Origin of the sequence: Streptomyces sp. NPDC015130, from assembly GCF_043080005.1 — a bacterium.
Taxonomy (GTDB): Bacteria; Actinomycetota; Actinomycetes; order Streptomycetales; family Streptomycetaceae; genus Streptomyces.
In genome coordinates this window covers 325,689-348,646 of sequence record NZ_JBIBVC010000007.1, presented here as the reverse complement: position 1 = coordinate 348,646, position 22,958 = coordinate 325,689, and the positions used below count along the sequence as shown (strand labels likewise).

Annotated in this window: 22 protein-coding genes; 8 read left to right on the top strand and 14 right to left on the bottom strand. The window is 73.8% G+C overall.

Annotated features, from left to right (window positions below):
- Positions 1 to 201: 201 nt before the first annotated feature.
- The 3 genes from ACF08F_RS17710 to idi all read left to right on the top strand — a co-directional run bounded on the left by ACF08F_RS17710 (position 202) and on the right by idi (position 3,403).
- On the top strand, positions 202 to 1,143 hold the full coding sequence (locus ACF08F_RS17710) for a cation diffusion facilitator family transporter (RefSeq protein ID WP_392299406.1): 942 nt from the start codon (positions 202 to 204) through the stop codon (positions 1,141 to 1,143).
- A 225-nt stretch (positions 1,144 to 1,368) separates the two neighbouring features.
- On the top strand, positions 1,369 to 2,631 hold the full coding sequence (locus ACF08F_RS17705) for a GNAT family N-acetyltransferase (RefSeq protein ID WP_392299405.1): 1,263 nt from the start codon (positions 1,369 to 1,371) through the stop codon (positions 2,629 to 2,631).
- A 151-nt stretch (positions 2,632 to 2,782) separates the two neighbouring features.
- On the top strand, positions 2,783 to 3,403 hold the full coding sequence (gene idi, locus ACF08F_RS17700) for an isopentenyl-diphosphate Delta-isomerase (protein ID WP_392299404.1): 621 nt from the start codon (positions 2,783 to 2,785) through the stop codon (positions 3,401 to 3,403).
- Here idi and ACF08F_RS17695 read toward each other — a convergent pair.
- Positions 3,369 to 3,890 carry an ATP-binding protein gene (locus tag ACF08F_RS17695; protein ID WP_392299534.1) on the bottom strand — a complete coding sequence of 174 codons (522 nt, stop codon included), beginning with the start codon at positions 3,888 to 3,890 and terminating at the stop codon, positions 3,369 to 3,371. The two genes, idi and ACF08F_RS17695, sit on opposite strands and share 35 nt — an antisense overlap.
- Positions 3,891 to 4,020: 130 nt before the next feature.
- Positions 4,021 to 4,713, bottom strand: a complete 693-nt coding sequence (locus ACF08F_RS17690) for an HdeD family acid-resistance protein (protein ID WP_392299403.1) — start codon at positions 4,711 to 4,713, stop codon at positions 4,021 to 4,023.
- A gap of 66 nt (positions 4,714 to 4,779) precedes the next feature.
- Between ACF08F_RS17690 and ACF08F_RS17685 the strand changes: the two genes are divergently transcribed.
- Positions 4,780 to 5,523, top strand: a complete 744-nt coding sequence (locus ACF08F_RS17685; RefSeq protein ID WP_392299402.1) for an enoyl-CoA hydratase/isomerase family protein — start codon at positions 4,780 to 4,782, stop codon at positions 5,521 to 5,523.
- A 21-nt stretch (positions 5,524 to 5,544) separates the two neighbouring features.
- Here ACF08F_RS17685 and ACF08F_RS17680 read toward each other — a convergent pair whose 3' ends face one another.
- Positions 5,545 to 6,189: a DJ-1/PfpI family protein gene (locus ACF08F_RS17680; protein WP_392299401.1), complete on the bottom strand. Its 645-nt coding sequence runs from the start codon at positions 6,187 to 6,189 to the stop codon at positions 5,545 to 5,547.
- A gap of 42 nt (positions 6,190 to 6,231) precedes the next feature.
- Positions 6,232 to 7,203, bottom strand: a complete 972-nt coding sequence (locus tag ACF08F_RS17675) for a GlxA family transcriptional regulator (RefSeq protein ID WP_392299400.1) — start codon at positions 7,201 to 7,203, stop codon at positions 6,232 to 6,234.
- A 140-nt stretch (positions 7,204 to 7,343) separates the two neighbouring features.
- On the opposite strand from ACF08F_RS17675, the gene ACF08F_RS17670 reads away from it, so the two are divergent.
- Both ACF08F_RS17670 and ACF08F_RS17665 read left to right on the top strand, forming a co-directional pair.
- Complete coding sequence (locus ACF08F_RS17670; RefSeq protein ID WP_392299399.1) at positions 7,344 to 8,213, top strand: hypothetical protein; 870 nt, start codon at positions 7,344 to 7,346, stop codon at positions 8,211 to 8,213.
- A 176-nt stretch (positions 8,214 to 8,389) separates the two neighbouring features.
- Complete coding sequence (locus ACF08F_RS17665; RefSeq protein ID WP_392299398.1) at positions 8,390 to 10,828, top strand: Tex family protein; 2,439 nt, start codon at positions 8,390 to 8,392, stop codon at positions 10,826 to 10,828.
- Between the two features lie 65 nt (positions 10,829 to 10,893).
- Here ACF08F_RS17665 and ACF08F_RS17660 read toward each other — a convergent pair whose 3' ends face one another.
- The 5 genes from ACF08F_RS17660 to ACF08F_RS17640 all read right to left on the bottom strand — a co-directional run bounded on the left by ACF08F_RS17660 (position 10,894) and on the right by ACF08F_RS17640 (position 14,439).
- Positions 10,894 to 11,019: a hypothetical protein gene (locus tag ACF08F_RS17660; RefSeq protein WP_392299397.1), complete on the bottom strand. Its 126-nt coding sequence runs from the start codon at positions 11,017 to 11,019 to the stop codon at positions 10,894 to 10,896.
- A gap of 25 nt (positions 11,020 to 11,044) precedes the next feature.
- Positions 11,045 to 11,446 carry a hypothetical protein gene (locus ACF08F_RS17655; protein WP_392299396.1) on the bottom strand — a complete coding sequence of 134 codons (402 nt, stop codon included), beginning with the start codon at positions 11,444 to 11,446 and terminating at the stop codon, positions 11,045 to 11,047.
- Positions 11,443 to 12,171: a 2-phosphosulfolactate phosphatase gene (locus tag ACF08F_RS17650; RefSeq protein ID WP_392299395.1), complete on the bottom strand. Its 729-nt coding sequence runs from the start codon at positions 12,169 to 12,171 to the stop codon at positions 11,443 to 11,445. The genes ACF08F_RS17655 and ACF08F_RS17650 overlap by 4 nt, the downstream gene beginning before the upstream one ends.
- A 10-nt stretch (positions 12,172 to 12,181) precedes the next feature.
- On the bottom strand, positions 12,182 to 13,819 hold the full coding sequence (locus ACF08F_RS17645; protein WP_392299394.1) for an ABC-F family ATP-binding cassette domain-containing protein: 1,638 nt from the start codon (positions 13,817 to 13,819) through the stop codon (positions 12,182 to 12,184).
- A 161-nt stretch (positions 13,820 to 13,980) separates the two neighbouring features.
- Positions 13,981 to 14,439: a hypothetical protein gene (locus tag ACF08F_RS17640; RefSeq protein ID WP_392299393.1), complete on the bottom strand. Its 459-nt coding sequence runs from the start codon at positions 14,437 to 14,439 to the stop codon at positions 13,981 to 13,983.
- A gap of 82 nt (positions 14,440 to 14,521) precedes the next feature.
- Between ACF08F_RS17640 and ACF08F_RS17635 the strand changes: the two genes are divergently transcribed.
- Complete coding sequence (locus ACF08F_RS17635; protein WP_392299392.1) at positions 14,522 to 15,478, top strand: NAD(P)/FAD-dependent oxidoreductase; 957 nt, start codon at positions 14,522 to 14,524, stop codon at positions 15,476 to 15,478.
- A 230-nt stretch (positions 15,479 to 15,708) separates the two neighbouring features.
- On the opposite strand, the gene ACF08F_RS17630 is transcribed toward ACF08F_RS17635, so the two are convergent.
- The 3 genes from ACF08F_RS17630 to ACF08F_RS17620 all read right to left on the bottom strand — a co-directional run bounded on the left by ACF08F_RS17630 (position 15,709) and on the right by ACF08F_RS17620 (position 19,485).
- Complete coding sequence (locus tag ACF08F_RS17630) at positions 15,709 to 16,011, bottom strand: hypothetical protein (RefSeq protein WP_392299391.1); 303 nt, start codon at positions 16,009 to 16,011, stop codon at positions 15,709 to 15,711.
- A gap of 118 nt (positions 16,012 to 16,129) precedes the next feature.
- Entirely contained in the window at positions 16,130 to 17,446 is a 1,317-nt protein-coding gene (locus ACF08F_RS17625) for a M14 family metallocarboxypeptidase (RefSeq protein ID WP_392299390.1), read from the bottom strand.
- Entirely contained in the window at positions 17,443 to 19,485 is a 2,043-nt protein-coding gene (locus tag ACF08F_RS17620) for a Xaa-Pro dipeptidyl-peptidase (RefSeq protein WP_392299389.1), read from the bottom strand. The genes ACF08F_RS17625 and ACF08F_RS17620 overlap by 4 nt, the downstream gene beginning before the upstream one ends.
- A gap of 225 nt (positions 19,486 to 19,710) precedes the next feature.
- On the opposite strand from ACF08F_RS17620, the gene ACF08F_RS17615 reads away from it, so the two are divergent.
- Positions 19,711 to 21,282, top strand: a complete 1,572-nt coding sequence (locus tag ACF08F_RS17615) for a M1 family metallopeptidase (RefSeq protein WP_392299388.1) — start codon at positions 19,711 to 19,713, stop codon at positions 21,280 to 21,282.
- Positions 21,283 to 21,302: 20 nt separating this feature from the next.
- On the opposite strand, the gene ACF08F_RS17610 is transcribed toward ACF08F_RS17615, so the two are convergent.
- Together ACF08F_RS17610 and ACF08F_RS17605 are read right to left on the bottom strand one after the other, a co-directional pair.
- Positions 21,303 to 22,187 (bottom strand): oxygenase MpaB family protein, encoded by an 885-nt coding sequence (locus ACF08F_RS17610; protein WP_392299533.1) that lies wholly within the window; start codon positions 22,185 to 22,187, stop codon positions 21,303 to 21,305.
- Between the two features lie 141 nt (positions 22,188 to 22,328).
- Positions 22,329 to 22,817 (bottom strand): hypothetical protein, encoded by a 489-nt coding sequence (locus ACF08F_RS17605; RefSeq protein ID WP_392299387.1) that lies wholly within the window; start codon positions 22,815 to 22,817, stop codon positions 22,329 to 22,331.
- Positions 22,818 to 22,958 lie beyond the last annotated feature (141 nt).

The following is a 22,958-nucleotide window of genomic DNA, read 5'->3' as shown; positions in this document are numbered from 1 at the left end:
GGCGGTCCGGGCCGGGGGTCCCTGGCGGCGCCCGCCGTCCGGGGTCCCTGCCGACCAGTTCTCGCCATGGCCGGCCCTGAGGGCATCACCGCAGGTCAGAGCATATGACAACGGTGTTCAGTACCGTGTTGCACATACCCCCCACCCGTAGTTCACTTGCCATCTGGGGCAGACGGAACGACTCGACCGGGAGGCCATTTCATGGGGGCTGGACACGACCACGGACACAGCCACGGCGGAGCCCCTCCCACGGGCACCGCGGGGGCCGCGTACAAGAACCGGCTGCGGATCGCGCTCGGCATCACGCTCTCCGTGATGGTGATCGAGATCATCGGCGGTGTGGTCGCCGACTCGCTCGCGCTGATCGCCGACGCGGCCCACATGGCGACGGACGCCGTCGGCCTCGCGATGGCGCTGCTCGCGATCCACTTCGCCAACCGGCCGCCCAGCGGGAACCGCACCTTCGGTTTCGCCCGGGCCGAGATCCTGGCGGCGCTGGCCAACTGTCTGCTGCTGCTCGTCGTCGGCGGCTACGTGCTGTACGAGGCGATCCGGCGCTTCGTGGAGCCGGCCGAGACCAAGGGCGGTCTGGCGATCGCCTTCGCCGTGGTCGGCCTGGTGGCGAACATGATCTCCCTGTCGCTGCTGGCACGCGGCCAGAAGGACAGCCTCAACGTCCGCGGGGCGTATCTGGAGGTCCTCGCGGACGCGCTCGGCTCGGTCACGGTGATCGTCGCGTCCGGCATCATCCTGGCCACGGGGTGGCAGTACGCCGACCCGATCGCCTCGATCGTGATCGGCCTGATGATCGTGCCCCGCACGCTCAAGCTGCTGCGCGAGACGCTGGACGTGCTCCTGGAGGCGGCGCCCAAGGGCGTCGACATGGCGGAGGTACGGGCCCACATCCTGGCCCTGCCGGGCGTCGAGGACGTCCACGACCTGCACGCCTGGACGATCACCTCCGGGATGCCGGTGCTCTCCGCCCACGTGGTGGTGGACCAGGGCGCCCTGGACTCGGTCGGACACGAGAAGATGCTGCACGACCTCCAGGGGTGCCTGGGCTCCCACTTCGACGTGGAGCACTGCACCTTCCAGCTGGAGCCGGCCGGCCACGCGCAGCACGAGGCGAAACTCTGCCTCTGAACCCCCGCCTCCGACCCGCCCGGCCGGAACACCCGGCCTGTTACGCTCGTCGGACGTACACGTGTGGAGAGGAGCTGAGGTTGATGACCGTCGCGATGGAGGCTGCCCAGTGCGGCAGCGCCCGGTCCAGCTTCAGCTCCCGGGTCACCGGCTGACCTGATCCCGGTCTTCCCACCGGTACGTCACGTCGTCGGCCGGGGCCCTCTCACACAAGGGTTTCCCACGTTGTCCGACAACGCATTGCACGACGCCTTCTTCGCCCTGCACCACGGTCTTCCGCGGCAGGGTCCGGGCTCCGACTCCACCACCCGTCGGCTCCTCGCGCTCGCGGGGGTCCTTCCCGAGCGTCCGCGCGTGCTCGACCTGGGCTGCGGCCCGGGCCGTTCCGCGCTGCTCCTGGCCGCCGAGGCGAACGCCGAGGTGACCGCGGTCGACACCCACGAGCCGTTCCTCGCCGAGCTGCGGGAGGCCGCGGCCGCCCGGGGGCTCGACGGCTCGATCCGCACCCTGCGCGCCGACATGGGCGCGCTGCCCTTCCCTGACGGCTCCTTCGACCTGGTCTGGGCCGAGAGCTCGGTCTTCGTCCTGGGCTTCGACCGGGCGCTCGCCGAATGGCGCAGGCTGCTCGCCCCCGGGGGCGTGCTGGTGCTGACCGAGTGCGTCTGGACCGCCGAGGAGCCGGGCCCGGTGGCCCGCGCCTTCTGGGAGGAGCACTACACGCTCCGCACCGTCGCCGGGAACGCGGCGGCGGCGGTCGGGGCCGGCTACCACGTCCTCGGGACCGTCCCGCAGCCGGAGAGCGACTGGGACGAGTACTACGTCCCGCTCGCCGCGCACGCCGACGCGGCCGACACCACCGTGCCGGGCATGGCGGAGGCCGTGGGCGGGGCGCGCGCCGAGATCGCGCTGCGGCGCGAGCACGGCTCCGACTACGGCTATGCCGGCTTCGTCCTGAAGCCGGCCGATCCGCGCTGGCGCCTCCGCGAGGAGACCGCCGGGGACGCACCGACGGTGCGGCGGATCGTCGGTGCGGCCTTCGGGTCGGCGGACGACCCGTCGGAGACGGAGGCCGACCTGGTCGACAACCTCCGGCTGGACGCCGACGCCTGGCTGCCCGGTCTGTCGTACGTGGCCCAGGCCCCGGACGGCACCGTCGCGGCGCACGCCCTGATCACCCGCTGCCGGGTGGGCGGCGCCCCCGCGGCGGCGCTCGCGCCGGTCTCGGTGGCTCCGGAGTTCCAGCGGACGGGGGCCGGGCAGGCCGTCGTCCGCGCGGTGCTCGACGCGGCCCGGGTGCAGGGAGAGTCCCTCGTCCTCGTCCTCGGCCATCCGGAGTACTACCCGCGGTTCGGGTTCGTACGGGCGTCCGAGTATGGAATCAAGCCAGGTTTCGAGGTTCCGGACGAGGCCATGATGGCGCTCGTCCTGGACGCTTCCGCACCCGTCCCCTCGGGCACGATCGTCTATCCGGCGGCTTTCGGGGTCTGACCGGCGCCCGAAGGTCCTCCGCTCCCGCCGCGCCGGTGCACTCCGGCGCGGCGGGAGCGGCGACGTCCGGCCGACGAAGTGCGGACAAGCCGCTTTTGTACGGCAGACTGGGGTGGCCCCACCGGGCCGAGGACCGAAGCGAAGGACGGGTATGCCGACCACACCAGCCACAGTGGCTCAGATCTCGCCGGAGATCACGTCGAACGGTGTCCAGCCGTCCGCAGCCCCGGCTCCGATCATGCTCGAACTGGTCGACGAGGACGGGACGACCATCGGCACGGCGGAGAAGCTCGCCGCCCACCAGGCGCCGGGCCAGCTGCACCGCGCCTTCTCCGTCTTCCTCTTCGACGAGTCCGGCCGCCTGCTGCTCCAGCGCCGGGCGCTCGGCAAGTACCACTCCCCCGGCGTCTGGTCGAACACCTGCTGCGGCCACCCCTACCCGGGCGAGGCGCCGTTCGCGGCGGCCGCCCGGCGGACCTTCGAGGAGCTCGGTGTCTCGCCGACGCTGCTCGCCGAGGCGGGCACCGTCCGCTACAACCACCCGGACCCGGCCTCGGGTCTGGTGGAGCAGGAGTTCAACCACCTCTTCGTCGGCCTGGTGCAGGCCGAGCCGAAGCCGGACCCGGAGGAGATCGAGGACACCGCCTTCGTCACCGCCGCCGAGCTGGCCGAGCGGCACGCCGCCGCGCCGTTCTCCGCCTGGTTCATGACGGTGCTCGACGCGGCGCGTCCGGCGGTCAGGGAGCTGACGGGTCCGTCCGGGGGCTGGTGACCATCGGCAGGTGAGGCGCGCCCCCCGGCCCCGGTGCCATCGGGGCCAGGGGCAGCGCCGCCCAGATGATCTTGCCGCCGCTCGCCGTGTGCTCCACGTCGCAGGCTCCGCCGGCCTCCTGGGCGACCTCCCGGACCAGGAGCAGTCCACGGCCCCCGGTCTGCCCGTAGTCCGCCTCCAGCGCTTTGGGGCGGTACGGGTGGTTGTCCTCGACGGACACCCGGATCCACTCGGGGCCGATCGCGACCTCCACCGCTATCTCCGGCGACAGCAGCGCCGCGTGCCGCACGGCGTTGGTGACCAGCTCGGAGACGATCAGCAGCAGGCCGTCCATGATCTCCTCGTGGACGGGGACTCCCTGGCGGACCAACAGGTCGCGTACGGCGTGCCGGGCCTGCGGGACGGAGACGTCGACCGCAGGTGCGGTGAAGCGCCAGACTCCTTCGTAGGACGGTGACCGGGTGGGTACACCTCCGTGGGCATCCACGGTCCGGTTCCCACCCTCGTGCTCGATTCTCGCCACGGATCGAGTCTTGGCAATGCGCGCGGGCAGACCGGCCTACTGACCAGAAGTCGACACTTATCGGCCACCTTCTGATCGGGTGGGTATGCCAACGTCAGTTGTTCGACTGATCGTGTGCGCTTTCTGAAGGCCCCGGATCCGAAGGCTCCGCCGGGTCGGCCGGTGCCGTCGCCGGTCCCGGTTCCGGCGGCGTCACCATACCGACGATCCGCCTCCCGCCCACGCCGATCGCGATCAGGCCGAGGCCGTCGAAGAGCAGCGCCAGGGAGAAGAAGACCCCGAGGACGTACCGGCTGCTGTCCGGCCAGTCGAGGAGGACGAGAAGTCCGAGCAGCAGGCCGAAGGCCCCCTGGAGCAGGGTCCAGCCGAACTGGGGGCCGCGCACCACGACGCTGCCGACGAGCCGGAAGAGACCGCCGGTGAGGAAGAGCAGGGCCGCGAACATCGTCAGGGCCTCCGCCGAGCCTTCCGGGTGACGGATGACCACGACGCCGGCCGCGATGTTCAGCGCGGCCACCACGGCGGCGAGCCAGAAGTAGCTCGTGCCCCGCGACTGGACGGCCTGGAGCAGGCCCACGACGCCGCCGATCAGCAGCAGCCAGCCGAAGAGCAGCATCGAGGTGAGCGTGGCGAGGCCCGTGTAGACCAGGCCGACGACACCGCCGAGGACGAGCAGGACGCCGAGGACGGCGAGCCAGCTGAAGTCGCGGCGGAGCCGCTTCCCCTCACGCCGCATGTCCCCGACGGGGTCCGGGTCGGCGTGCGTCTCGCGGGCGTCCTTCGCCATGTGGTGCCTCCTCCGGGCGACCCCTTCCTGATCGTACGTTCGGGTACGGCGGATAGCATCCGGCCCATGGAGCCGCAGCTGAAGGACAGCGTCACGGACGGGATCGCCACCGTCGTCATCGCCAACCCCGCCAAGCGCAACGCGATGAGCGCCGCGATGTGGCGCGCGCTGCCCGGCGTGCTCGTCCGGCTGGCCGCCGACCCCGCGGTGCGGGCCCTGGTCCTGACCGGCGAGGGCGACACCTTCTGCGCCGGGGCGGACATCTCGACCCTGAGGGAGCCCGGCGACGAGCAGCAGAGCCTCGCCGTACGCGCCGAGGAGGCCCTCGCGGCCTTCCCGAAGCCGACGCTCGCGGCCGTCCGGGGCTTCTGCGTCGGGGGCGGCAGCCAGCTCGCCGCCGCCTGCGACCTGCGCTTCGCCGAGGAGGGCGCCCGCTTCGGGATCACCCCCTCGAAGCTCGGCATCGTCTACCCGTCCTCGTCGACCCGCAGGCTCACCGCCCTCGTGGGGCCCTCCACCGCCAAGTACCTGCTGTTCTCCGGCGAGCTGATGGACACCGAGCGGGCGCTGCGGACCGGGTTCGTGGACGAGGTCCACCCGGCGGGCGAACTGGACAAGCGGGTGGCCGAGTTCACCCGGCTCCTGGTGTCCCGCTCGCTGCTGACCCAGGCCGCGGCGAAGGAGTTCGCCGACGGGCGGACCGACCGGGACGCGCACTGGGCGGAGCAGGCACGCGGCAGCGGCGACACCGCGGAGGGGGTCGCCGCCTTCCTGGAGCGCCGCGCGCCCCGCTTCACCTACAGGGGCTGAGTACGGGGTCTGAGTACGGGGTCAGCGCTCCTTGACGAGGTCCCTGGTGTCCGTGCCCCGCCAGTGCGCGACGATCGCCGCCGGGGCCTTCTCCGGGGACCCCGCGTCGTAGGGCGGCTGAGGGTCGTACTCGGTGAGCAGCTGGATCGTCTGGGCGACCTCGTCGCCGGCGATCCGGCCGAGCAGGTGCAGCGCCATGTCGATGCCGGAGGAGACGCCGGCGGCCGTGACGTACTTGCCGTCGAAGACGACCCGCTCGCCGGTCGGTTCGACGCCCTGGGCGCGCAGCTCGTCGAAGGCGAGCCAGTGGGTGGTCGCCCGGCGGTCCTTGAGCAGGCCGGCCGCGGCGAGGATCAGGGAGCCGGTGCACACCGAGGTGGTCCAGGTGCTGGTGGCGTCGGCCGCGCGCAGCCAGTCCAGGGTCTCCGGGTCGTGCATGGCCACGCGCGCGTCGGGTCCGCCGGGGACCAGCACGATGTCCGGGCTCGGGACCTCGGCGAGGCTCTTGTCGGCGACGAGGGCCAGGCTGCCCTGGTCGTTGCGGACGGGCCCGGCCTCCTTGGCCACGAAGACGGTCTCGGCCCCGGGGAGGCGGGCGAGGAGCTCGTACGGCCCGACGGCGTCGAGGGTGGTGAAGCGGTCGTAGAGCAGGATGGCGATCTGCACGGTGGTTCCTTTCGTGTCGGTCGTGATCGTCGGTCGTGATCGTCAGGTGGCAGGTACGTGGAAGCGGCGGCGGTACTCCGCCGGGGCGGTGCCGAGCGCCTTCCCGAAGGCCCTGCGCATCGCCTCGGGAGTGCCGTAGCCGGAGGCCCGGGAGACCTCCTCGACGCCGCACGAGGTCTCCTCCAGGAGGCGGCGGGCGTGTTCGAGCCGGACCAGGTCGACGTAGCGGCCCGGCGTCGTGCCGGTCTCGGCCTGGAAGGCGCGGGCGAAGTGGCGGGGCGAGAGGCGGGCACGGGCCGCGAGGGCCTCGACGGAGAGGTCGCCGCCGGGATGCTCGGCGATCCACTGCTGGAGGTCGCGCAGCGGCTCCCGGTGGGCCGTCTGGGCGGCGAGCTGGACGCTGAACTGGGCCTGGTTGCCCGGGCGCCGCAGGAAGACGACCAGGTGGCGGGCGACGGTGAGGGCGACGTCCCGGCCGAGGTCCTCCTCGGCGAGGGCGAGCGCGAGGTCGATGCCGGCGGTGACACCGGCCGAGGTGGAGAGGCGGCCGTCCCGGACGAAGATGGGGTCCGGGTCGACGTCGACCTCGGGATAGTGGCGGGCGAGGTGGTCGCAGGCGATCCAGTGGGTCGTCGCCCGGTGCCCGTCGAGGAGCCCGGCCTCGGCGAGGAGCAGCGCCCCGGTGCAGACGGAGACCAGGCGACCGGCGCGCGGGGCGTGCGTGCGCAGCCAGTCGAGGAGGGCCGGTTCGGGCTCCCGGGTGCCCTCGCCGCCGGGGACGACGAGGGTGTGCGGCGGGCCGTCGGCGACGGCCTCTTCGAGGGTGGTGTCGGGGAGCAGTCGCAGCCCGCTGTGGGTGCGGACCGGGCCGCCGTCCAGGGAGGCGGTCCGGAGGCGGTACGCGTCCGGGTCACCGGCGGCGCGGGCGGCACCGGCGAACACCTCGAAGGGGCCGGTGACGTCGAGGCTCTGCACGCCGTCGAAGAGGACGACGAGGACGGATCGCTGCGTCATGTCCCCATCCTTGGCGGCCCCGGTGGTGTCCGCAACGACGCACATCCCACCTTTTCTGCCATGGGTGGGAGGCGGCGCGTCGCCGGTCCCGGAGCGCCCGGCTGTTCCCGTCGTACCGACCAGTCGGTAACGTTCCGTCCATGACGACGACTGCCCTGCCGCCGCGCGCCGGACGCCGCTGCCACAACGCCCTCAACCCGCTGCACTCCACGCTCTACTTCTCGCCCGACCTGGACCGCGAGTTCGGTGCGCTCGGCTTCACCGACCAGAGCGCGATGCGGCTCGCCGCGCGCAGCGCGGCCCTGGGCGCGGTGGGAGCGGGCACGGTCGCCGCGACCTTCTACAACTACAGCCACGAGCTGCTGGCCCGGCACCTCCCCGCCGTCTGGGAGACCGCCTCCCCCGCCGACGTCCTGGCCGCCCGGCTGCGCACCGTCGACGCGACCCTGCGCCGGCTCCTGGGCGACGACACCGTCTCCTCCCCGGAGATGGCCGAGGCCGCGATGCTCGCCCTGCGCGCCACCGAGGCCTGCACCCGGCACGCCCGGCCGCTCTACTCGGCCCACGCGGACCTGCCGGTCCCGGAGGCCCCGCACCTCGCCTACTGGCACGCCGCCACCCTGCTGCGCGAGCACCGGGGCGACGGACACCTCGCGGCGCTGCTCACCGCCGGACTCGACCCCGTCGAGGCCCTCGTCTCCCACACCGCCACCGGCAAGGGCATGGCCCCGCGCTGGGTGCTCGGCTCGCGCGGCTGGCGGCGCGCCGACTGGGACGCGGCGACGGGGCGGCTCCGCGGCCGGGGCCTCCTCGACGCCGAGGGCGAGCTCACCGAGGCGGGTACGGCGCTCCGCGACGAGCTGGAGCGGCGGACCGACGAGCTGGACTCCGCCCCGTACGAGCACCTCGGCGCGGCCGGGGTCGAGCGGCTCACCGAGCTGGGGCGCGGCTTCCTGGTGACGGCCGCGGTCGCCGGCGCCTTCCCCGCGGACCTCGTAGGCAAGGGCTGACGAACGCCCGGCGCGGGCTCGGGGACGCGCGCGGGACGGGTCGGTTGCCGCATCCGGGTGACCGACCCGGCACAATGCACGGGGGTGTCCCGCCGATCGGGCCGGATCGAGCCCGGCCTGACCGGCGGGACACCCCCCTAGCAGGCTTGAGGCACGAGAAGGCGAGTCGGGACACCGTGACGACGTCCATCGAAGCAAGGATCGCCGAGGAACTCGGCGTACGCGAGCGACAGGTGAAGGCGGCCGTCGAGCTGCTCGACGGCGGTTCGACCGTGCCGTTCATCGCGCGCTACCGCAAGGAAGCGACCGAGATGCTCGACGACGCGCAGCTCCGCACCCTGGAGGAGCGGCTGCGCTATCTGCGCGAGCTGGAGGACCGCCGCTCGGCGATCCTCGACTCGGTACGTGAGCAGGGCAAGCTGACGCCCGAGCTGGAGGGCCGGATCCTGGGCGCCGACACCAAGGCGCGCCTGGAGGACATCTACCTGCCGTTCAAGCCGAAGCGCAGGACGAAGGCCCAGATCGCCCGCGAGGCCGGGCTGACCCCGCTGGCCGAGGGCCTGCTCGTCGACCCCTCGGTGGAGCCGACGGCCGCCGCGGCCGCCTTCGTCGACGCCGACAAGGGCGTCGCGGACGCCGCCGCCGCCCTGGAGGGCGCGCGGGCGATCCTCACCGAGAAGTTCTCCGAGGACGCCGACCTCATCGGCGAGCTGCGCGAGCGGATGTGGGGCCGGGGCAGGCTGGCCGCCAAGGTGCGCGAGGGGCAGGAGGAAGCGGGGTCGAAGTTCGCCGACTACTTCGACTTCGCCGAGCCGTTCACCGCGCTGCCCTCGCACCGGGTGCTCGCCATGCTGCGCGGCGAGAAGGAGGACGTCCTCAGCCTCGACCTCGAACCGGAGGAGCCGTCCGAGACGCCCGGCCCGTCCTCGTACGAGGGGATCGTCGCGCACCGCTTCGGCGTGGCCGACCGGGGGCGCCCCGGCGACAAGTGGCTCCAGGACACGGTCCGCTGGGCCTGGCGGACCCGCATCCTGGTGCACCTCGGGATCGACCTGCGGCTGCGGCTGCGGACGGCCGCCGAGGACGAGGCGGTCCGCGTCTTCGCGGCCAACCTGCGTGACCTGCTGCTCGCCGCGCCGGCCGGGACCCGGGCGACGCTCGGCCTCGACCCCGGTTTCCGTACGGGCGTGAAGGTCGCCGTCGTCGACGCGACCGGCAAGGTCGTGGCCACCGACACGATCTACCCGCACGTCCCCGCCAACAAGTGGGACCAGGCCCTCGACAGGCTGGCGCGCCTCGCGAAGCAGCACGCGGTCGAGCTGGTCGCGATCGGCAACGGCACGGCCTCCCGGGAGACCGACAAGCTGGCCGCCGAACTCCTCGCCAAGCACCCCGAGTTGAACCTGACGAAGGTGATGGTCTCGGAGGCCGGCGCCTCGGTCTACTCGGCCTCCGCCTTCGCCTCGCAGGAACTCCCCGAGCTCGACGTGTCGTTGCGCGGCGCCGTGTCGATCGCCCGGCGCCTCCAGGACCCGCTGGCCGAGCTGGTGAAGATCGACCCGAAGTCGATCGGTGTCGGCCAGTACCAGCACGACCTGGCCGAGGTGAAGCTCTCGCGCTCGCTGGACGCCGTGGTCGAGGACTGTGTGAACGGTGTCGGCGTGGACGTCAACACCGCCTCCGCTCCGCTGCTTTCACGGGTCTCCGGCATCAGCTCCGGCCTCGCCGAGAACATCGTCGCGCACCGGGACGCCAACGGCCCCTTCCGCTCCCGCAAGTCGCTCAAGGACGTGGCCCGGCTCGGCCCGAAGGCGTACGAGCAGTGCGCGGGCTTCCTCCGCATCCGGGGCGGCGACGACCCGCTCGACTCCTCGTCCGTGCACCCGGAGGCGTACCCCGTGGTGCGCCGGATGGCGAAGTCGACGGGCGGCCAGGTCGCGGCGCTGATCGGCGACACGGGCACGCTGCGCTCGCTGCGCGCCGCCGACTTCGTCGACGAGACCTTCGGTCTCCCGACCGTGACGGACATCCTGCGCGAGCTGGAGAAGCCCGGCCGCGACCCGCGCCCGGCGTTCAAGACGGCCACCTTCAAGGAGGGCGTCGAGAAGATCGGCGACCTGGCCTCGGGGATGGTCCTGGAAGGCGTCGTCACGAACGTGGCCGCCTTCGGCGCCTTCGTCGACATCGGTGTGCACCAGGACGGTCTGGTGCACGTGTCGGCCATGTCGAAGACCTTCGTCAGGGACCCGCGCGAGGTCGTGAAGCCCGGTGACGTGGTCAAGGTCAAGGTCATGGACGTGGACATCCCGCGCAAGCGGATCTCCCTGACCCTGCGCCTGGACGACGAGGCGGGCTCGGACGCGCAGGGCGGCGCGCCCAGGCGTGGCGAGCGGGGCGGAGACCGCGGCGACCGGGGCGGCCGTCCGCCGCAGCAGCGGCAGGGCGGCGGAGCCGGTGGCGGCAACGGCGGCGGTGGCCGTCGGGGCGAGCGCGGCGGCCGGGACGACCGCGGCGGCCGGGACCGTTCGTCGGCCCCGGCGCCGGGCAACAGTGCGATGGCGGACGCCCTGCGCAAGGCCGGCCTCCTGGGCGAGGGCGGCGGCAAGCGCAAGTAGGCACCGGTCCCCCTGACCGTACGGCCGAGGCCGCGACCCACCCGGGTCGCGGCCTCGGCCGTACGTCACGGGCCGTCGACGGGAGCGGCGTCCACGTCGGCACCGTCGACGTCAGCGGCGCCCACGTCGTCGGTGGCGGCAGCACCGTCCACGTGGGCGGCGTCCACGTAGACGGCCCGGGCGCCGCCCACAGGAGCGCCGTCACGTCAGCGCCTTCTACGGCACGAACCGCAGCGCCCACTCGGCGCGGTTGGCGACGTCGAGGTCGTCGTCCTCCGTCAGGGGCCGCAGGACGCGGCCCGCCGTCTTCGGGTCCGCCTGGACCAGGTCGACGATCTCGGCGGCCAGGCCGTCCTGGTCGTCGCCGAGGTCGACGGCCGAGGCACGGATCAGGGTCGGGAGGGCGTCGGGGCCGCCGATGGCCGCGAGGACCCCGCCGAGGAGCTCACGGGCGTAGGCGTTCCGGTCGGTGAGGGCGCGGTCGAGCTCCGCCTGGAGGCGGGGCAGGAGAGCGGCGTCACCCGAGGCGGCGATCTCGTCGGCGAGGTCGATCGTCTCGTCCACGTCCGCGTCGAGATCGTCCAGCATCTCGGTGAGCCGGGTCAGTAGGTCGGTCATGGTGCTGCTGCCTCCTGGAATGCGCCGTCCACGAGGACGGGGACGGTCGTCGAGCTGTCGGTCTCGGCGGCCACGGCCACGTCCTGCGGATAGCCGTACTCGTACAGTTCACGGCCCGAGTCGCAGCCGTGCAAGGCGGCGGCCGGGTCCTTCGTCGCCGTCCACAGCGTGGCCGCCGCGCACGCCTCCGGGGTCGGGGCGCCCGTGCCCGAGAGGGCGGCGAGCACCGCTCCCGCACCCAGCAGGTCCTCCAGCGCAGGGCGCAGCGAGCCGTCGGGCCACCGCTCGCCGGAGGCGATGACGGCGAGCGGGCGGTCGGCGGAGCCGTAGCCCCGGTCGGTGAGCCAGCGGGCGACGGCCGTGCGGTTGCGCAGCGAGGCTGCGACCACGGCCGCGCCGGACCCCGCGGCCTCCGCCGCGATCGTGGAGCCGTTCGGGGAGGGCAGGACCAGGCGGGGCGGCATCGGCGCGGCGCGCAGGGCGGCTGGGGAGAGCGTCCACGGGTGCTCGGGGGTCGCCTCGCGGCGGCCGACGGCCAGGACCGCCCCGACGCGCTCCGCGTACGCGGCGGCGGTGGCGTCCCGCCAGCGGTACGGGTGGACCGCCGCGCCGGCCTCGACGGCGACGCCGACGGAGGTGGTGAAGGAGAGGACGTCGACCACGACGACGCAGGCACCCCCTAGGGCCCGTGCCTCGACGGGGCCCCACCCGAAGGAGATCGTCACGCGGTCGCCATCAGAGCTCGGTCACCTTGCCGTCGGCGACCTCGATGCGGCGGGTGGTGCGGACGGCGTCGAGCATGCGCCGGTCGTGGGTGACCAGGAGCAGGGTGCCGGTGTACGAGTCGAGGGCGGACTCCAGCTGCTCGATGGCCGGCAGGTCGAGGTGGTTGGTCGGCTCGTCGAGCACGAGCAGGTTCACGCCCCGGCCCTGGAGCAGCGCGAGCGCGGCGCGGGTCCGCTCGCCCGGGGAGAGCGTGGTCGCGGGCCGCAGGACGTGCTCCGCCTTCAGGCCGAACTTGGCGAGGAGGGTGCGGACCTCGGCGGGCTCGGTGTCGGGCACGGCCGCGCAGAACGCCTCCAGGAGCGTCTCGGTGCCGTGGAAGAGCTTGCGGGCCTGGTCGACCTCGCCGACGACGACGCCCGAGCCGACGACGGTGTCGCCGGAGTCCAGCGGGAGGCGGCCGAGCAGGGCGGCGAGCAGCGTGGACTTCCCGGCGCCGTTGGCCCCGGTGACGGCGACCCGGTCGGCCCAGTCGATCTGGAGCGTGACGGGGCCGAAGGAGAAGTCGCCGCGGCGGACCTCGGCCTCGCGCAGGGTCGCCACGACCGAGCCGGAGCGCGGGGCGGAGGCGATCTCCATGCGCAGCTCCCACTCCTTGCGGGGCTCCTCGACGACGTCGAGCCGTTCGATCATGCGCTGGGTCTGCCGGGCCTTGGCCGCCTGCTTCTCGCTGGCCTCGCTGCGGGCGTTGCGGCCGAGCTTGTCGCCGTCGGTGGCCTTGCGGCGGGCGTTCCTGACGCCCTGCGCCATCCAGGAGCGCTGCATGTGGCCGCGCGCTTCGAGGGCGGCCTTCTTGCCCGCGTACTCCTCGTAGTCCTCGCGGGCGTGCCGGCGGGCGGTGTCGCGCTCTTCGAGGTACGCGTCGTAGCCGCCGCCGTAGAGGGTGATCTGCTGCTGGGCGAGGTCGAGTTCGAGGACCTTGGTGACGGTGCGGGTGAGGAACTCGCGGTCGTGGCTGATGACGACCGTCCCCGCGCGCAGCCCCTTCACGAAGGCCTCCAGCCGCTCCAGACCGTCGAGGTCCAGGTCGTTGGTGGGCTCGTCGAGGAGGAAGACGTCGTAGCGGGAGAGGAGCAGCGAGGCGAGACCCGCGCGGGCGGCCTGGCCGCCGGAGAGCGAGGTCATCGGCTGGTCGAGGCCGACGGTGAGGCCGAGGGAGCCGGCCACCTCCTCGGCGCGTTCGTCGAGGTCGGCGCCGCCGAGGTTCAGCCAGCGCTCCAGCGTCGTCGCGTACGCGTCGTCGGCGCCGGGCGTGCCGTCGACGAGGCCCTGGGTGGCCTCGTCCATGGCGGTCTGGGCGGCGGAGACGCCGGTGCGCCGGGCGAGGAACTCGCGCACGGTCTCCCCGGGGCGGCGCTCGGGCTCCTGCGGGAGGTGGCCGACGCTCGCGGTGGGCGGGGAGAGCCGCAGCTCGCCCTCCTCCGGGGTGTCGAGCCCGGCGAGCAGCCGGAGCAGCGTCGACTTCCCGGCGCCGTTGACGCCGACGAGGCCGATGACGTCTCCGGGGGCGACGACGAGGTCGAGCCCGGCGAAGAGGGTGCGTTCGCCGTGGCCGGCGGCGAGGTCCTTGGCGACGAGGGTTGCAGTCATGAGGGTACGAATCCTAGGCGACCGCGCGGCCGCGGTTCCGCCCGGCCGGAGCCGCGCGACGCGGGCGGTCCGGGCGGCCTGCCGCCGGGCCGGGGCGGGGCGGGCCGGCCGGCCGGCCGGCCTCGTGGGCCCGGGCGGGCGGCGGACCTCGTGGGCTTGGGTCAGGCCGCGGTGAGGCGGGCCGCGTGGGCGCCGGTCGTCGCGCCGTCGAGGAGGCGGAGCAGGACCGCCCGGTAGGCGTCGCCGCGGAAGCGGTACGGGCCGACGCCCGGGTAGCCGTCGCGGTCCAGGTCGACGGGGTGGCCGAGGGCGCGGGTCTGCCAGGCGAAGTCGCGCCAGACGACGTCCTCGCCGTCGTGTTCGACGACGACGGTGACGGCGCCGCAGCCCGGGTCCTCGCAGTCGGGGCAGGAGTGGAGGACGCGGCGGCCGGTGGCGTGGAGGAGCGTGCGGACCGAGTCGGCACGGAGCGTGGGCGGGAGGTCCGCGGCCAGGGGCGAGACGGCGTCGACGCCGTCCACCTCGTCGAGCCGGTGGAGCAGGGGCCTGCCGTCGACCACGAGATCGGGGGTGTCGCGGTGAGGGCCGGTGAGGTCGAGAGTGGTGTACGCGGCGGGCATGCCTGAAGTATTTCGCCGGTCCCGGCCCCGTTCCATGGCTGTGAGGTCCCGGAAATGTCCCGGTCCCGGTACGGTCCCGGCCATGGACAGCGACGTGATCGTGGTGGGCGGCGGAGTCGTCGGGCTGACGACGGCCGTGACCCTGGCGGAGCGCGGACTGCGCGTACGGATCTGGTCTCGGGACGAGGTGACGGCGACGACGTCCGCCGTGGCGGGCGCCCTGTGGTGGCCGTACCGGATCGAGCCGGCGGCGGAGGCCGGGGCCTGGGCGCTCGCCTCGCTCCGGGTGTACGGGGAGCTGGCCGCCGATCCGGAGCGGACGGGGGTGCGGTGGGTGGCCGGGGTCCACGCGGACGTGGTCCTGGACGCGCTGGGCCCGTGGGCGAAGGAGGTGCCGGGGCTGCGGCAGCTGGCTCCGGAGGAGGTGCCGGGGGCCTACGGCACGGGTCTCGCGGCGCGGCTCCCGCTGATCGACATGCCGGTCCATCTGCAGTGGCTGCGGGGCCGGTTCGAGGCCGCGGGCGGGGTCTTCGAGCGGCGTACGGTCACGGGGTTCGCGGAGGCGGCGGCGCGGGCGTGGGTGGTCGTCGACTGCACGGGGCTCGGGGCGCGGGAGCTCGCGCCGGACGCCGGGCTGCTGCCGGTGCGGGGGCAGTTGGTGCTGGTGGAGAACCCGGGCGTCGAGGAGTGGTTCACGGCGGCGGACGAGGAGGCGGGCGAGACGACGTACTTCTTCCCGCAGCCGGGGCGGCTGGTGCTCGGCGGGACGGCCGAGGAGGGGTCGGAGCGGCTCGACGCCGACCCGGCGACGGCCGAGGCCATCGTCGCGCGGTGCGCGCGGGTGCGGCCGGAGATCGCGGGGGCACGCGTGCTGGGGCACCGGGTGGGCCTGCGGCCGGCGCGGGCGAGCGGTGTCCGGATCGAGGCGGTGACGCTGCCGGGCGGCGGGCGGCTGGTGCACCACTACGGGCACGGGGGCGCGGGGGTGACGGTCGCCTGGGGCTGCGCGGAACGAGCCGCCGAACTGGTGGGCGGCTGAGGCGGGAACGGGGGCCGGGCGGCTGACGGCCCGCGAGAGGGGGCGCGACCGGCGCCCCCCGAAAGGGGACGGACGGGCGCGGAGGGCCGCGAAAGGGGTCCGGTAGGCAGCGGGCCGCGGAAGGGTCGGGCGGGTGCGGCGGGCCGCGAAAGGGGTCGGCGGGCGCCGGGCCGGGAACGGCCGCGGGGCGGGCGCGGTCCTTTCGGACCGCGCCCGCCCCGCGCGAGCCGCTACTTCCAGAGCGGCGGGCGGTTGTTGTTCTCCGCGTCGTGGCACTGCTGCGCGCGCCGCTCCAGGGCGTCGGCGCGGGCGGCGGCCCTGTTGGCCTCCGCCCGGGCGCCGAGGCGGCGGAGCTGGGCGGCGCGGGCGCGCTCCTTGTGCGCGTCCGACTTCAGCTGGGCGATGTTGCAGGTGATCCTGGCCGCGGCCGCGGGCTCCGCGGTCACGGTCTGTCCGAGCAGCACGCCCCCGGCGAGCAGCGTCGTGGTGAGCACTGCCGTCAGGGTGCGGCGCAGGGGCAGCGTGTGGCGCATGGTGGTTCTCCAACTTCCCGGCGTGGACCGCCGGTTTGAGGCATGGTCAATACCGACCGGTAACTTTACCGGCCCGCACGTCCGTTTCACGCCATTGCGCGGCTTGGGTGTCGAACCGTCAACATTCCTTCACAGGACTCCCACTGACGAGGTGATAGGTCGCACGTCCGTCGAGGAGGAGCGGGACCAGGGCACGCTGTGACTGGCGCAGCGGGACGAACACCCCGGCGCCGTCCGGCCGGACGAGGATGCCGTGCAGGGCGAGCTCGTCGCCCGCCTCGGCGTACTGGGCGGCGTCCAGCCGGTAGCCGCAGGGCGGGTCCGCGAGGATCTCCCCGGGCTCCGGCGGGTCGTTGTCGGCGCCGCCGAGGTAGACCGGGCCCCGGTCGGCGAGGCCCCGGAGCCGGGCGGCCGCCGTGGCCGCCGTGAGCGGTCCGCGCCGCTCGTCGAGGTAGTCGAACGCGCCTTGCAGCGCGACGCGTTGGGTGGCGACCCGGCGCCGGTGGCTGCGCGCCGGGTCGTCCTGCTCGACCTCGTCGAGAGCGTCCACCCGGGTCTCGACGAGCAGGCCGACGGCGTGCTTGATGCCCGCGGTGTTGCGAAGGATCCGCTCCTGGCCGTCTCCCGCGACCTGCTTGAGCGGCTTGCCGGTGAGGGGGTCGGTCCAGATGCCGTAGATGCCGGTGCTGTAGCCGGCGAGCCCGGCCGCGGGCCGGACGTAGGACTCCGAGAGCGTCCGGGACTCCTCGTGCACGTGCGGGTCGGCGTCGAGGCTGCGGGGCCAGAGGGCGAGCAGGTCCTTGTCGTAGTAGCGGGGGGTGGCCCCGTACTCGTGGAGGTCGTAGACGAGTTCGGGGCGCCGGTCGCGGATGACGGCGGCGACGGCCCGGGCCTCGGCCGTGCGCAGGGCGATGTGGTCGCGGTTGACGTCGATGCCGTCGCCGTTGCCCCGGGTGTCGGCCTCCCGTCCGTCGGGGTTCGCGGTGGGGACGACGAGGAGGGTGGTCCGGGCGAGGAGGCGCGCGGTCTCCGCGTCCCGGGCGGTGGAGAGGTCGCGCAGCGTGCTCAGGCAGGCCTCGCGGCCCGCCGGCTCGTCGCCGTGCTGGCTGCAGACGAGGAGCACGGTGGTGCGGCCCGTGCCGAGGGTGGCGAGCCGCAGCGGCCGGCCCTGCGCGGTGGTGCCGATCGTGCGCAGCGACACCCGGTCGCTCCCCCGGTCGACGGCCGCCAGGAACTCCCCCTCCTCGGCCTCCGTCGTCCACCGGGCCCCGAGGCTCGTCTCGAACCCGGTGCGCGGGACGGGGCGCGGGGGCGCGCTGTCCGCCGCCTTGGCGGGGACGGTGACGAGGGGCAGGGTGAGGGCGGCCGCGCCCGCCGCGAGGGCGAGCACCCGGCGCGAACTCCGGTGCGCGGCAGTGAAACTCGCCCGCGTCACCGGTCGGCTCCTGACGCCGGGAGGCGCAGGCCGTCGACGGCGGCCGGGGGTACGGGGCCGGTCAGGGACGGCCGGACGGTGGGCGCGGGCAGGGCCGGGGCCGTTCCCGTCGTCGCCCGGGCGAAGGCGGCCGGGCCGCCGACCAGGGGCAGCTTCGCCCGTGTACGGGCGAGGTCGAGCGTCAGTGTCGGCGTGGTCGACGGAGGGTCGATGAGGTCCCGGTCGGTGCCGCCGACGATCAGCGCGAGGCGGTGGCCCGCCGGGACGACGTGGTCGGTCGCGGCGAGGTCGAGCGTGAGGGCGTACGCCCTGCCGGGGGTCAGCGGCCGCTCCTGGCGCGGGTCGGCCCAGGTGCCGAGGTCGGCCCAGCCACGGCTGACGACCGTGTACCCGACGTCGGCCGTCCTGGCCCGGGTCTCCTTGAAGCAGGCGCTGTCGCCGAGGGTGCTCGCGCCCCAGCAGGTGCGGTCGGTCAGGGTCGTGATGCCCTCCCCCGCCGCTCCGTAGTCGCGGATCGTGTCGGGGCCGAGGTCGACGAGGACGGCGGAGAGGTGGGCGGTGGTGGTCGTCGGGGTGGCGGTGACCGTCACCTCGGAGGAGCCGGAGATCCGCAGGTCGCGGGAGAGCGGCCGGGTCACGAACCCCGCCTTCTCGGGGGTCGGGGAGTCGATGCGGGCGGCCCAGTCCAGTTCGCCGAGGGCGGGGTCGTCGGTGAAGGTCGCGGTGGCGCCGGGGGCCGCGGGTGTCCGGCCGAGGGTGCCGGCGCCGGGCCCGTCGCCCGGGGCGGGGCGCAGGGTGGTGGCCGCGGTGCCGCGCGGCGGCCAGTGGCGGTCGGTGGTCCAGCGGTCCGGGGCGCGCTCGATGTCGGCGACCGGCTCGCGGTCGATGCCGTTGTCGTATCCGAGCAGGTAGTGGTCGAACCAGCGGTGCAGGGTGCGGACCCAGTCGGCGCGCCGGAAGTCGAAGGGGTCGACGTGGCCCGTCTGGGAGAGCCAGATCTTCCGCTCGACGCCCTGCGCGGCGAGCGCGTCCCACCACTGCCCGAACTGCTTGGCGCGGACGTTCAGGTCCTGCTGTCCGTGCACGACGAAGACGCTCGCCTTCACCTTCCCGGCGTCCCGCACGTGGTCCCGCTCGCTCCAGGCGGGCGTCCAGTCGCCGCTGTACGGGGTGCCCGCGGCGATCCGCTCCTGGACGGCCGCGCAGCGGGTCCGCGCTTCGGGGCTGCCCACGTAGTCGGAGAGCCAGCTCGGGTTGGCGTTGTAGAGCGGGGCGCCCTGGGAGTGGAAGTAGTCGTACCAGGACGAGATGGCGCCGATCGGAACAATCGTTTTCAGCCCTTCCACACCGGTGGCGGCGACGCCGTTGGCGACGGTGCCGTCCCAGCTCTTGCCGATCATGCCGACGTTGCCGGTGCTCCATCCGGTGGCCCCGGCCCGGGTCGTGCCGGTGCGGGTGGTGTAGCCGCGGGCGCGGCCGTTCAGCCAGTCGACGACGGCCTTGGCGGACCGGACGTCGGAGCGTCCGCCGACGTCGTCGCAGCCGTCGGAGCGGTTGGTGCCGGCGAGGTCGACGCCGACGAAGGCGTAGCCGCGCGGGACGAAGTAGTTGTCGTAGAAGAGCGGGAACTGCACGGGGTTACCGTCGGCGTCGTACGTCTTCTTCTGGCTCTCGTTGCCCCGCCCGCAGCAGGCGTAGTACGGGCTGGCGTCCATGATGACCGGGACCTTCCGGCCCGCGGCGGCGGCTTCCCGGGGCCGGATGATGTCGACGGCGACCCGGTCGGTGCGGCCGTCCGCGTCCCCGTCGAGGCCGGTGTCGACCCAGACGGACTCGCGGACGGCGTCGGCGTAGGAGTGGACGGGCCGTGACTCGCGCGGGGACCCCGCGGCGGACGAGAGCGGCGCGGTGGGCGCCGAGGGGTCCGGGCCCGCGCCCGCCGGGGTGACCAGGGTCGCGAGCAGGGCGGCCGTGGCCGCGGCCACGAGGGTTCCGTACGGCAGTCGGGCTCCGCGGGTTCTCCGCTTTCGCATCGGCATGGGCGGGAACGTACCCCGGTCAACTCCCGTGCAAAAGAGTGCCGGAGGCAATCAGGGGTGATTCGGGGTGATCCCGGGGACGGAGGGGTTCATGTCGGCCGAATGGCGATCGTGTGACACGGGGTCCTCTGGACGTGACGGTGCGTCGGCGGGCTGAATAGGGTCCCGGTTAAGGACCGACGACCATCCGCGCGTCTTACGTTTCTTATGACTTGGGGAGCACCCTTGCACCGCAGAATCATCGTTCCGAGCGCCCTCGCGGCCTCCCTGCTGCTGGCGATCCCGGCATCGGCGGCCGACTTCTCTCCCGGGGCCCCGGGCATCGGCGACTCCTACTACCCCGCCAGCGGCAACGGCGGCTACGACGTCTCCCACTACGACCTGCGGCTGAAGTACCAGCCGGAGACGGATCTGCTCGAAGGCACGGCGACGATCGTCGCCACGGCGAAGCAGAACCTGTCCCGCTTCAACCTGGACCTCGGCCTGAAGGTCAGCGAGGTCCGGGTGAACGGGCGCCTCGCGAAGTTCGCCACCTCGGGCGACCACGAGCTGGAGGTGACCCCGGCCGTCCCGCTGGAGAAGAACAAGGCGGTCTCGGTCGTCGTCCGCTACGCGGGCAAGCCCTCCGAGTTCAGGATCGACGGCTGGTCGGCCTGGGCCCGCACCCCGGACGGCGGCGTCGCCGCGCAGGAGCCGGACTCCGCCGTCTGGTGGTTCCCGTCCAACGACCACCCGCTGGACAAGGCGACCTTCGACGTCTCCGTCTCGGTGCCGGACGGCACCCAGGCCATCAGCAACGGCGTGCTCCAGTCGCAGTCCTCGCGGCTCGGCTGGACGCGCTTCAACTGGCGCTCGAACAAGCCGCAGGCCACGTACCTGGCCACGCTCGCCGTCGGCAAGTTCGACATCACCACGGACAGGACGGCCAACGGACTGCCCGTCCTCAACGCGTACAGCAAGGACCTCGGCGACAACGCGGGCGCGGCGCGCGCCTCGATCGAGCGCACGACCGAGGTCGCGGAGTGGCTGGAGGGGGTCTTCGGACCGTACCCCTTCAACGCCCTCGGCGGGTACGTGCCGAACGTGACGAGCGGCTTCGCCCTGGAGACGCAGACCCGTCCGTTCTACAGCCCACGGCAGTTCGCCAACGGCGCGAACGTGTCGGTCGTCGTCCACGAGCTGGCCCACCAGTGGTACGGCGACAGCGTGTCCGTCCGGGACTGGAAGGACATCTGGGTCAACGAGGGCTTCGCCCGCTACAGCCAGTGGCTGTGGTCGGAGAAGGAGGGCGAGGGCACGGCCCAGGAGCTGGCGGACTACGTGTACGCCACGCGGACGGCCGAGGACCCGTTCTGGACGGTCAAGCCGGGTGACCCTGGCGCGGAGAACCAGTTCCACATCGCCGTCTACGACCGGGGTGCGCTGGCGCTCCAGGCCCTGCGCAACGAGATCGGCGACGAGGACTTCTTCGCGATCCTGAAGGGCTGGCCGCAGGAGTTCGCCTACGGCAACGCGCGCGTGGGCGACTTCGTGCGGTACGCGGAGCGGGTCTCCGGCAAGCCGCTGGCCGGGCTCTTCGACACGTGGCTGTACCAGCCGTCGAAGCCGGCCGCGTCGACGGCGGCCGCGGCCGGTCTGTCCGCGCCCGAGGCGGCCGCGCCGGCGTCCGGTCCCGCCGCGCGGTCGGAGGCCCGGTCGGCGGCTCCCAAGCCCGTGCAGCCGAAGTCGTGGAAGAAGATCGCGGCGACGAACACGGTCCACGAGCACGACGAGCACAAGGGCCACGACAAGCACTGAGCCGGGCCGGGGGCCGTGCGTCAGCGCTTCGCGCGGCGGGCGGCCCTGCGCGCCTGCCGGGCCAGGGGGAGGTAGCGCAGCCGCTCGGGCAGGACGGGCACCACGGTCCGGACGACCCGGGCGAACCGGCGCAGCGCGCGCTCCTGCGCGTCCGTCCACTCCAGGCCGATGGCCTCGCGGGCGTCCGGTGGCATCAGGCCCACGGTGAGGAAGGCCCTCAGCCGCAGCAACGGGCGGCGGAGCACGGGCCAGAGGAGCCGGAGGGCGAGGCGGAGGGGCAGCGGGCCCCGGTCCGGGGCGGGCACCGGCAGGTCGGGGTCGAGCAGCTCCCGGACGACGACGGTCGCCTCCAGCTCGTCGGCCAGGATCTTCCGGTAGTACGGCCAGAACTCCTCGATCGTCTGGGGCATGTCCCGGTCGTGGATGCCGAGGACGCGGCCGACCTGGAGCCACTCGGCGTACAGCTGCCGCTCCTGGGCGTCGGTGAGGGGGCGGACGAGGAGGCCGAGCCCGTACCGGTAGACGGGGAAGCCGGTCGCGTGCACCCACGAGTAGCAGGCGGGGGTGAGGGCGTGGTACGCGCGGCCGTGGGCGTCGGTGCCCTGGATGTCGCGGTGCAGCCGGCGGAGCCGGCGGCCCTCCTCGGCGGCGGCCTCGCCTCCGTACACCCAGAGCTGGACCGAACGCAGGGAGCGCTCGCCGCGGCCCCAGGGGTCGGTGCGGAAGACGGAGTGCTCGTCGACGCCGGCACCGATCGCGGGGTGGGCGACCTGCATGGTGAGGGCGGCGGGCAGCATCAGGAGCGCCCGGACGTCCCCGGCGACGCTCCACAGCACGCCGCCGACGGGCGGGGGCGCGGGGTCGTCGGCCGGGGTCCGGGCGGCGGGCTCCTGCGGGTGGCTCATGCGGTCGCTCTCCTCGTACGTCCGGCCGTGGGCGACCGGTCTCACACTTCCAGGCTGCACCCCGCCGCACGACGAAGGGGCCGCCGCCCGGGCAGGTGTACTGCTGCCCGGGCGACGGCCCCTTCGCGAGGACCGGATGGGTCAGGAGCGGTCGGCCCCGACCGGCTCGCCGACGATGCGGGCCGCGAGGGCGTGCGCCCAGGCGTCGACGTCGGCGGTGAGCTCACGCTCGGCGGCGGCGCGCTCGGCGGCGATCTTCTCGGCACCGGCGGCGAGGATGGCGTCGCGCTCGGCGCTGCCCTCGGCGCGGGCGGCGGCGATGGCGGCCGAGCCCTCCTCGATGGCGGCGGAGCGGATGCGGGCGGCCTCGTGGCGGGCCTCGGCGAGCTCCGACTCGTACTGCTCACGGATCTGGGTGGCCTCGGAGCGCAGGTCGTCGGCGCGCTCGGTGCCGCCGTCGATGGCGTCCTCACGCTCGTCGAGCGTGCGGCGGATCTTCGGCAGGATCCCCTTGGCCAGGATCAGGAAGGTGAGCGCGAACAACACCACGCCGAGAATGAGCTCGGCCCAGACGGGGTTGAGGGGACCAAGGTCCATTTCGAAGACAGTGGGGTTATTGGCGAGGGTCATGCGCGCATTCTACCTGGTCCAAATAAGGACAATTCAGACACCGGGAGGAGAGTTGGCGCGCTTGTGCGAGATCGGCAAGATTCCCGGCACCCAAAGGCTACCGGAAGGTAACCACGGCTGATTGTATGTGCGGCGCCAGTC